We start from the raw sequence: 8,294 nt of genomic DNA on the forward strand, positions 1-8,294 counted from the left end.
ATTGCATGAGCAGCACGACATACGGCGTGCAGGCGCCGGCGTTCGTCGGCGGAACCAAACGCCTCCTTATTGGCGGCGCATGGGTGCCAGCCGCTTCCGGCAAGACCTTTGACACGGTCAATCCCGCCACGGGCGAGGTCATTGCGTGCCTCGCGCAGGCGGACCAGGCCGACATCGACCAGGCCGTCGCCGCAGCGCGCCAGGCCTTCGAGGGCCCCTGGAGTCAGTGGACGCACAGCGATCGCCAGCGCCTGCTGATCCGCATCCACGACGTGGTGGAGAAGCATTTCGACGAGCTGGCATTGATCGAGACGCTGGACATGGGCGCGCCGCTGGCACGCACGCGCGGCCTCAAGTCATTCCTGCTGCAGCTGATCCTGTTCTACGCGTCGCAGACGGCCGCTGGTGGTGTGCAGACTCCGCTCAACGCGCTGCCCGGCAAGTTCGCGACGCTCAAGATCAAGGCGCCGGTGGGCGTGGTCGCCGGCATTATTCCGTGGAACGGCCCGCTATTGAGCCAATGGTGGATTCTCGGCGCGACCCTGGCCACCGGCTGTACCGCGGTGCTCAAACCGGCCGAGGATGCTTCGCTGACCGCGCTGCGCATGGCCGAACTGCTGCTGGAAGCAGGCGTGCCAGCGGGGGTGATCAACGTGGTGACCGGCTACGGCGGCGAAGCGGGCAGCGCCCTGGCGGAACACCCTGGCGTGGACCGCATCGCCTTCACCGGCTCGCCCGAGACCGGGCGCAAGATCGTCCAGGCATCAGCCGGCAACTTCAAGCGGGTGTCGGTGGAACTCGGCGGCAAGTCGCCCGATATCGTGTTCGACGACGCCGACCTGGACAAGGCGGTGCCGGGCGTGGCCATGGGCGTGTTCACCAACACCGGCCAGATCTGCGCCGCCGGTACGCGCGTGCTGGTGCAGCGCCGGATCTACGACGAATTCATCGATCGGCTGAAGGCCTTCAGTGCCTCGCTCAAGATCGGCAACGGCCTCGATCCGCAAGTGCAGCTGGGGCCGATCGTCTCGCAGCGCCAGCTCGATCGCGTGATGCACTACGTCGACGTGGGCGGCCAGGAAGGCGCGGAGCTCGCCTGCGGCGGCCGGCGCCTGGGCGGTGAGCTGGCCGCGGGCTATTTCGTCGAGCCAACCGTGTTTACGGGCGTGCACAACGACATGACCATTGCACGCGAGGAGATCTTCGGCCCGGTCGCTTCGGTCATGCCATTCGACACGCCGGACCAGGCACTGCGCATCGCCAACGACACCAGCTATGGCCTGGCCGGGGGTGTCTGGACGCAGAACCTGTCCACCGCGCACAGGTTTGCGCAGGGCATCCAGGCCGGAACCATCTGGGTCAACTGCTATGGCGTGCTGGATCCCCAGGTCGGTTTCGGCGGCTACAAGCTGAGTGGCTATGGCTGGAAGGGCGCCGCCGAACAGGTGGACAGCTACCTCTACCTGAAGGCCGTCTACATGAATCTCGGCTGAGGCCCCGGACCTGGCGCCAGTCTGTCTGAATATCGTCTATACGGAGACATCTATGCGTGGTGTTGTATTCAAAGGTGATCGCAAGCTCGAAATCATGAACTTCTCCGACCCGACCCCGGGCCCGGGCGAGGTAGTGATCGAAATGAAGGCGTCGGGCATGTGCGGCAGCGACCTGCACTTCTACCGGCACAGTCCCGCCGAGGTGATACGGTCCCTGGGGTTCAAGGACCTGGCGTCTCGCGGTATCGACGAGAACGCGCCGATCATCGGCGGCCATGAGCCGTGTGGCGTGGTCGCTGCGATTGGCCCGGGCGTGAACCCGAAAGCGTTCAAGGTTGGCGATCGCGTCATGGTGTTCCACTACGAAGGCTGCAGTTTTTGCGACTCCTGCCGCACGGGCTGGACCCAGTTGTGCGATCAGGGCGCCACCGTGCACGGCGTGATCGCCCACGGCGGCCATGCCGACTACATGAAGGTGCCGGTCTCGTCCCTGGTCCACCTGCCGGAAGAGGTGTCCTTCGCGGGCGGCGCGGCCATTTCCTGCGGCACGGGCACCGCCTACGGTGCGCTGCTACGGCTGGATATCAGCGCGCGCGACACCCTGGCGGTGTTCGGGCTGGGACCCGTCGGCCTGTCTGCCGCCCAGCTCGCGGCCGCGATGGGCGTCGAGGTCATTGGGGTGGATATCTCGCCGGATCGCGTCAAGCAGGCCAAGGCGTTCGGGGTCGCCCATGCCATCGATGGGAGCCAGGTCGATGCCGTGGCGGAAATCCTCCGGCTCACCGGCGGCAAGGGCGTGAGCTGCGCAATGGACTGCGCGGGCAGTGAAGTGCCCAGGCAGCAGGCCGTGCGCTGCACCCGGACATGGGGGAAGATCGCCCTGGTGGCGATCGGCGGGAATCTCAACGTCGACGCGATGAAGGACCTGATCGGCAAGCAACGGACCGTGATCGGCTCCTACACCTTCTCGGAGGTCGGCATGAAGGATTGCGCCCACTTCATCGCCCGTCATGGCGTTGAAGTGGACAATCTGTTCACCGACCACTGGCGGCTCGAACAAGCCGACGAGGCCTATCGTCGCTTCGACGCCCAGGCCGGGGGCAAGGGCGTATTCCTCTTCTGAGCGCGGTCCCCTCATTGAACCAGCCAATGCGCGCCATCACATGGCGCGCATACCCACTTGGCGCGTTCACACGGCGGTGTAGCCTCCGTCCACCGGCAGGGTCACGCCGGTGACGAATGACGCGGCATTAGACAGCAACCACATGGCGGCCTGCGCCTGTTCAATCGGCTCGCTGGCGCGGCCGAGCAGGTGCAGGCCGTTCACCCTTGCCTCGTGATCGGGCTTGGTCTTCAGGTAGTGCAGGTACATCGGCGTGCGCGTCGAGGAAGGCGCGATCGCATTGACGCGGATGTTTTGGAGGCCATAGTCGGCGGCGGCGGCTTTGGTCATGCCGGTGATCGCATGCTTGGACGCGGTGTATTCGGCCGCGCGGGCGGTGTAGATCAGTCCATGGATCGACGAGCAGTTGACGATGGCGCCACCGCCGCTCTTGAGCATGGCAAGAATCTCGTGCTTCATGCAAAGGAACGTACCGATGACGTTGACGTCGTGGCAACGCCGGAAGTCCTCCTCGGTCAGCTCGGCCAGCAGCTTGCCGGCATTGGGCACACCGGCATTGTTGAATGCGCCATCCAGTCGGCCATAGCTTCGTACCGCCGCCTCGACCATGGCCATGACATCCGCCTCGGACGATATGTCCATCTCGACGAACTGCGCCCGCAGACCCGCATCGGTCAGTTCCTTCGCCAGAGCCTCACCGTTGGGTCCCCGGTCCGCAATCGTCAGTAGCGCCCCGTTTGCGGCCAGCAGCCGCACTGCGGCCTCGCCGATGCCACTCGCGCCGCCCGTGACGATGATCGATTGTCCTTCGATACCTTTGATACCTGTGATACCCATCGATTCTCCATGGCCGTTCCTGCAGATGGCCGCAGCCGCATTGCCGGCGCATGCCTTCAGCGTCTGGCTCATGGGCCAGACGCGCAGTACCTAGTCCGTCAGAACGACCGCGGCAGCCCCAGCACGTGCTCCGCGACGAAGGAGTAGATCAGGTTGGTCGAGATCGGTGCCACCTGGTACAGCCGCGTCTCGCGGAACTTGCGCTCGACGTCGTATTCGCAGGCGAAGCCGAAGCCGCCGTGGTACTGCAGGCAGGCGTTGCCGGCCTCCCAACTGGCCTTGGCGGCCAGGTACTTGGCCATGTTGGCCTGGGTGCCCATGGGCTCGTGCTTGTCGAACAGTTCACAGGCCTTCCAGCGCATGAGGTTCGCGGCCTCGATCTCGATAAACGACTCGGCGATCGGGAACTGTACGCCCTGGTTCTGGCCGATGGGGCGGCCGAAGACCTGGCGTTCCTTGACGTACTTGGTCACCCGGTCCATGAACCAGTAGCCGTCGCCGATGCACTCGGCCGCGATCAGCGTGCGCTCGGCGTTCAGGCCATCCAGGATGTACTTGAAGCCCTTGCCCTCTTCACCGATCAGGTTTTCCTCGGGGATTTCCAGGTCCTCGAAGAACAGCTCATTGGTCTCGTGATTGACCATGTTGGGGATGGGCCGCACGCTCAGGCCTTTCTTCTGGGCCTCGTGCAGGTCCACCATGAAGATCGACATCCCTTCGCTCTTCTTCGTCACATCGGCCAGCGGCGTGGTGCGCGCCAGCAGGATCATGAAGTCGCTGTGCTGGACGCGGCTGATCCACACCTTCTGGCCGTTGACGACATAGCGGCCGTCTTTCTTGACCGCGGAAGTCTTGATCTTGGTGGTGTCGGTGCCCGTGGTGGGCTCGGTCACGCCCATCGACTGCAGGCGCCATTCGCCCGAGGCGATCTTCGGCAGGTACTTTTCCTTCTGCGCGTTCGAGCCGTGCCGCAGCAGCGTTCCCATGTTGTACATCTGGCCGTGGCAGGCGCCGGAGTTGCCGCCGCATCGGTTGATCTCTTCCATGATGACCGACGCTTCGGTCAGGCCCAGGCCGGAGCCGCCGTACTCTTGCGGAATCAGCGCCGCCAGCCAGCCGGCATCGGTGAGCGCGTTGACAAACGCCTCGGGATAGGCGCGCTGCTCGTCCACCTTGCGGAAATATTCGTCGGGAAACTCGGCGCAAAGCGAGCGCACGGCATCGCGGATGTCTTGGAAATTGTTGGATTGCGTCTGTTCGATCATGGCGAGTCTTTGGCGGTCAACGTCGTTGCTCTTGCCGGGAACAGCACGGGCCATCCCAGCGTGATGCGGCAATAGTCGCGGCTATCCGCCATTCGGACAATCAGCCTTTGCCAAAGCGCGCCTTCAGGCGCGCTTAAGCCCGCTTGAGCCCGCTTGAGCCCGCTTAAGCCCACTTGAGCCCACGTTTTCGCAATCGCCAAAGTCGACCATTGGCATTGTCAAATAGCGCAAAACCCGCTTTGACGACATGCTGTGCGCAATTTCCTGACGCTCACATAGGAACAAGGACATGGCAGTCAGCTACCACCATCTCAAGCAACGTCCGTTCGCCCCCGTCCGCCAGACCTACACCGAGCGCGACACCATGCTGTATGCACTCAGCCTTGGACTGGGCAGCGATCCGCTGGACGAGGCAGCCCTGCCCTTTGTGTTCGAAGGCGCCCCCGGCGGGCTGCGCACGCTGCCGTCGCAGGCGGTGGTGCTCGGTTATCCCGGCTTCTGGGCGCGCGAGGCCGACACCGGCATCGACTGGGTCAGGCTGCTGCATGGCGAACAGCGCATGCGCCTGCACCGCCCGCTGCCGGCCAGCGCAGACATCGTCGGCCATAACCGCATCACGCACCTGACCGACAAGGGCGAAGGCAAAGGCGCCATCATGGTCACCGAACGCCGCCTGGAAACGGCTGCCGGTGAACTGCTGGCGACGGTCCAGCAGGTCAGCTTCCTTCGCGGCGACGGTGGCTACAGCCAGCTCGGCGGCGGCCAGCCCAGCGACGAGCCGCTGCTGGCGCTGCGCCCGACACCGGAAGACCGCGCGCCGGACTTCACCGATACGCAGGCGATCCGCCCCGAGGCCGCGCTGCTGTATCGCCTGATGGGCGACTTCAACCCGCTGCACGCCGACCCGGCGGTGGCCAGGGCCGCTGGCTTCGAGCGCCCGATCCTGCACGGCCTCGCCAGCTACGGCCTGGTGGCGCATGCGCTGGTGCGCCAGTGCGCGCAGGGCGATCCCACCCGCCTGCACGCGCTCGATATCCGCTTCACCGCGCCGGTGTTCCCCGGCGAGACCCTGGTCACCGAGATCTGGCGCACGCCGGAGAACCCCAGCCACTACCGGGTGCGCGCCCGCGTGGCCGAGCGCGACAAGGTCGTGCTCAGCCACGGCTGGGCCGAGATCGCCTGAGCCGCGCCGCAATATGCATCCCGCTACCGTGGACAACAACAACCTTCCCGCCGCGCTGCAGGCACTGCTGCAACCCGGCGACCATATCTGGTGGGGCCAGGCCACCGCCGAACCGCTGACGCTGACGCGCGCGCTGGTCGAGCATCGCCAAGCGCTGGCGCAGGGCGGCCGGCTCGGCGTCTTTGTCGGCATCGGCCAGTCCGACACGCTGCAGCCGGCCCAGGCCGACGTGATCGATTTCTTCGGCTATGCGGCCAGCGGCCCGCACCGCGTGCTGGCAAAGGCCGGCCTGCTGGACATCGTGCCCAGCCACTATTCGCACCTGCCCGGGCTCATCCGGGAAGGCGCGCTGCGTGCCGACGTGGTACTGGTGCAGGTGTCGCCGCCCGACGAGGAAGGCCGCTACAGCATGGGGCTGGTGCATGAGTACATTCCCGCCGCGCTGGACCAGGCCCGCGTGATCATCGCCGAGGTGAACCCGGATGTGCCGTGGACCTATGGCAGCCGCCATCTGACCGTGGACGAGATCGACCTGCTGGTCGATGCCGCGCATGCGCCGATCAGCCTGGAGCGCAGCGCCCCCGGCCCGGCGGAACTGGCGATCGCCGGCCACATCGCCGGCTGGGTCGAGGATGGCGCGACCCTGCAGATGGGCATCGGCAACCTGCCCGAGGCCGTGGTGGCTGCGCTGCACGACCGCCGCGACCTTGGCCTGCACAGCGGCGCGGTCGGCGACGGCATTGTGGCGCTGGCCGAAGCCGGCGTGCTGACCAATGCGCGCAAGAGCATCGATACGGGCGTTGGCATCGGCGGCATCCTGATGGGCAGCGAGCGCCTGCGGCGCTGGGCGCACCGCAATCCGCAGCTGCAACTGCGCGAGACCAGCTATACCCATCACCCCGAGGTGCTCGCCAGCATCGACAAGCTGACCGCCATCAACTCAGCCATCGAGGTCGACCTGACCGGCCAGGTGAACGCCGAAGTCGCCGCCGGCGTCTATGTCGGCGCCGTTGGCGGTGCCGTGGACTTCCTGCGCGGCGCGGCACGCAGCCGCGGCGGCCTGCCCATCGTTGCCCTGCCGGCGACCGCCAAGGGCGCAGGCCGCATCGTCGCGCAACTGTCCGGCCCGGTGAGCACGCCCCGCTCGGACGCGGGCCTGATCGTCACCGAGCACGGCGTGGCCGACTTGCGCGGGCAGACGCTGTCGCAGCGCGTGCGCCGCATGCTGGACATCGCCGCCCCCGAACACCGCGAGGACCTGGAGCGCCAGGCCCACGCCCTGCTGCGCCAGTGCGGCGCCGCTTTCGTGGCCGTTGCGGGCACAGCCTGACCGACTGCCTTCTTCATCTACCCAAGAGAGATTTCCAAGGAGACTTCCATGCGCCGAGCCGCTATCGTCACCCCCCTCCGTACCCCCGTCGGGACCTTCGGCGGCAGCCTGCGCCCCGTGTCCGTCGAGGAACTGGCCGCCACCACCGTGCGTGCCGTCGTGGAGCGCAGCGGCATCGACCCCGCGCGCATCGACGACGTAGTGTTTGCCCAGTCCTACGCCAGCAGCGAAGTGCCTTGCGTGGGTCGCTGGGCCGCGCTGCAGGCCGGCCTGCCGGTAGAGGTGCCGGGCATGCAGCTGGACCGTCGTTGCGGCGGCGGCCTGCAGGCCATCGTCACGGCGTCGATGATGGTGCAGAGCGGCGCCGCCGACGTGGTGATCGCGGGTGGCGTCGAGAGCATGAGCAATATCGAGTACTACACCACCGACATGCGCTGGGGCTCGCGCTCGGGCAACGTGAAGTTCTACGACCGCCTTGACCGCGGCCGCGAGCGCTCCCAGCCGGTCGAGCGCTTCGGCAAGATCTCCGGGATGATCGAGACCGCCGAGAACCTGGCCCGCGACTACGGCATTACCCGCGAGCAGGCCGACGCCTTCTCCGTGCGCAGCCACGAACGCGCTGCGGCCGCATGGGAATCCGGCCGCTTCGATGCCGAAATCGTTCCGGTGCAGGTGCCGCAGCGCAAGGGCGATCCGGTGATGTTCTCGCGCGACGAAGGCTTCCGCCCCGGCACCACGATGGAAAGCCTGGGCAAGCTGCGCGCGCTGATGCCGAACGGCACCGTCACGGCCGGCAACGCCAGCCAGCAGAATGATGCCTCGGCCGCCTGCCTGATCGTGGCCGAGGACAAGCTGGCCGAACTGGGCCTGACCCCGATGGCGTCGCTGGTCGGCTGGGCCGCGGCAGGCTGCGAGCCGTCCCACATGGGCATCGGACCGGTGCCCGCGGTGAAGAAGCTGCTCAAGCGCCTGAACCTGACGCTCGACCAGATGGACCTGGTGGAGCTGAACGAAGCCTTTGCCTGCCAGGTGCTGGCCGTGCTCAAGGGCTGGGACTGGAACG

7 protein-coding genes are annotated in these 8,294 nt (G+C 66.5%); 5 read left to right on the plus strand and 2 right to left on the minus strand.

Annotation, left to right across the window (positions count from 1 at the left end; all coding sequences use genetic code 11):
* Positions 1-5: 5 nt before the first annotated feature.
* Together AC3FKH_RS31445 and AC3FKH_RS31450 are read left to right on the plus strand one after the other, a co-directional pair.
* The gene (locus tag AC3FKH_RS31445) at positions 6-1,493 is read left to right on the plus strand and encodes an aldehyde dehydrogenase family protein (RefSeq protein ID WP_488679591.1); all 1,488 of its coding nucleotides are present in this window, start codon (positions 6-8) and stop codon (positions 1,491-1,493) included.
* A 52-nt stretch (positions 1,494-1,545) separates the two neighbouring features.
* A complete protein-coding gene (locus AC3FKH_RS31450; RefSeq protein ID WP_488679592.1) occupies positions 1,546-2,616 on the plus strand; it encodes a zinc-dependent alcohol dehydrogenase family protein in 1,071 nt (356 codons plus the stop codon).
* Between the two features lie 66 nt (positions 2,617-2,682).
* On the opposite strand, the gene AC3FKH_RS31455 is transcribed toward AC3FKH_RS31450, so the two are convergent.
* Both AC3FKH_RS31455 and AC3FKH_RS31460 read right to left on the minus strand, forming a co-directional pair.
* Positions 2,683-3,453, minus strand: coding sequence for an SDR family NAD(P)-dependent oxidoreductase (locus tag AC3FKH_RS31455; RefSeq protein WP_488679593.1), 771 nt, complete (start codon positions 3,451-3,453; stop codon positions 2,683-2,685).
* Between the two features lie 98 nt (positions 3,454-3,551).
* The gene (locus tag AC3FKH_RS31460) at positions 3,552-4,718 is read right to left on the minus strand and encodes an acyl-CoA dehydrogenase family protein (protein WP_488679594.1); all 1,167 of its coding nucleotides are present in this window, start codon (positions 4,716-4,718) and stop codon (positions 3,552-3,554) included.
* A 289-nt stretch (positions 4,719-5,007) separates the two neighbouring features.
* Between AC3FKH_RS31460 and AC3FKH_RS31465 the strand changes: the two genes are divergently transcribed.
* From AC3FKH_RS31465 to AC3FKH_RS31475, 3 genes are all read left to right on the plus strand, one after another.
* The gene (locus AC3FKH_RS31465; RefSeq protein ID WP_488679595.1) at positions 5,008-5,901 is read left to right on the plus strand and encodes a MaoC/PaaZ C-terminal domain-containing protein; all 894 of its coding nucleotides are present in this window, start codon (positions 5,008-5,010) and stop codon (positions 5,899-5,901) included.
* A 13-nt stretch (positions 5,902-5,914) separates the two neighbouring features.
* Positions 5,915-7,231 (plus strand): acetyl-CoA hydrolase/transferase family protein, encoded by a 1,317-nt coding sequence (locus AC3FKH_RS31470; RefSeq protein ID WP_488679596.1) that lies wholly within the window; start codon positions 5,915-5,917, stop codon positions 7,229-7,231.
* Positions 7,232-7,279: 48 nt separating this feature from the next.
* Positions 7,280-8,294: acetyl-CoA C-acetyltransferase (locus AC3FKH_RS31475; protein ID WP_488679597.1), on the plus strand; the 1,015-nt coding region annotated here is incomplete at its 3' end.

The organism is Cupriavidus sp. 21MJTG02-4, from assembly GCF_057798975.1.

Bases quoted from the DNA above. Each gene is read 5' to 3' on its own strand.
- AC3FKH_RS31470 (WP_488679596.1), top strand. From the start codon at position 5,915: ATGCATCCCGCTACCGTGGACAACAACAACCTTCCCGCCGCGCTGCAG.
- AC3FKH_RS31455 (WP_488679593.1), bottom strand. From the start codon at position 3,453: ATGGGTATCACAGGTATCAAAGGTATCGAAGGACAATCGATCATCGTC.
- AC3FKH_RS31445 (WP_488679591.1), top strand. From the start codon at position 6: ATGAGCAGCACGACATACGGCGTGCAGGCGCCGGCGTTCGTCGGCGGA.
- AC3FKH_RS31460 (WP_488679594.1), bottom strand. From the start codon at position 4,718: ATGATCGAACAGACGCAATCCAACAATTTCCAAGACATCCGCGATGCC.
- AC3FKH_RS31450 (WP_488679592.1), top strand. From the start codon at position 1,546: ATGCGTGGTGTTGTATTCAAAGGTGATCGCAAGCTCGAAATCATGAAC.
- AC3FKH_RS31465 (WP_488679595.1), top strand. From the start codon at position 5,008: ATGGCAGTCAGCTACCACCATCTCAAGCAACGTCCGTTCGCCCCCGTC.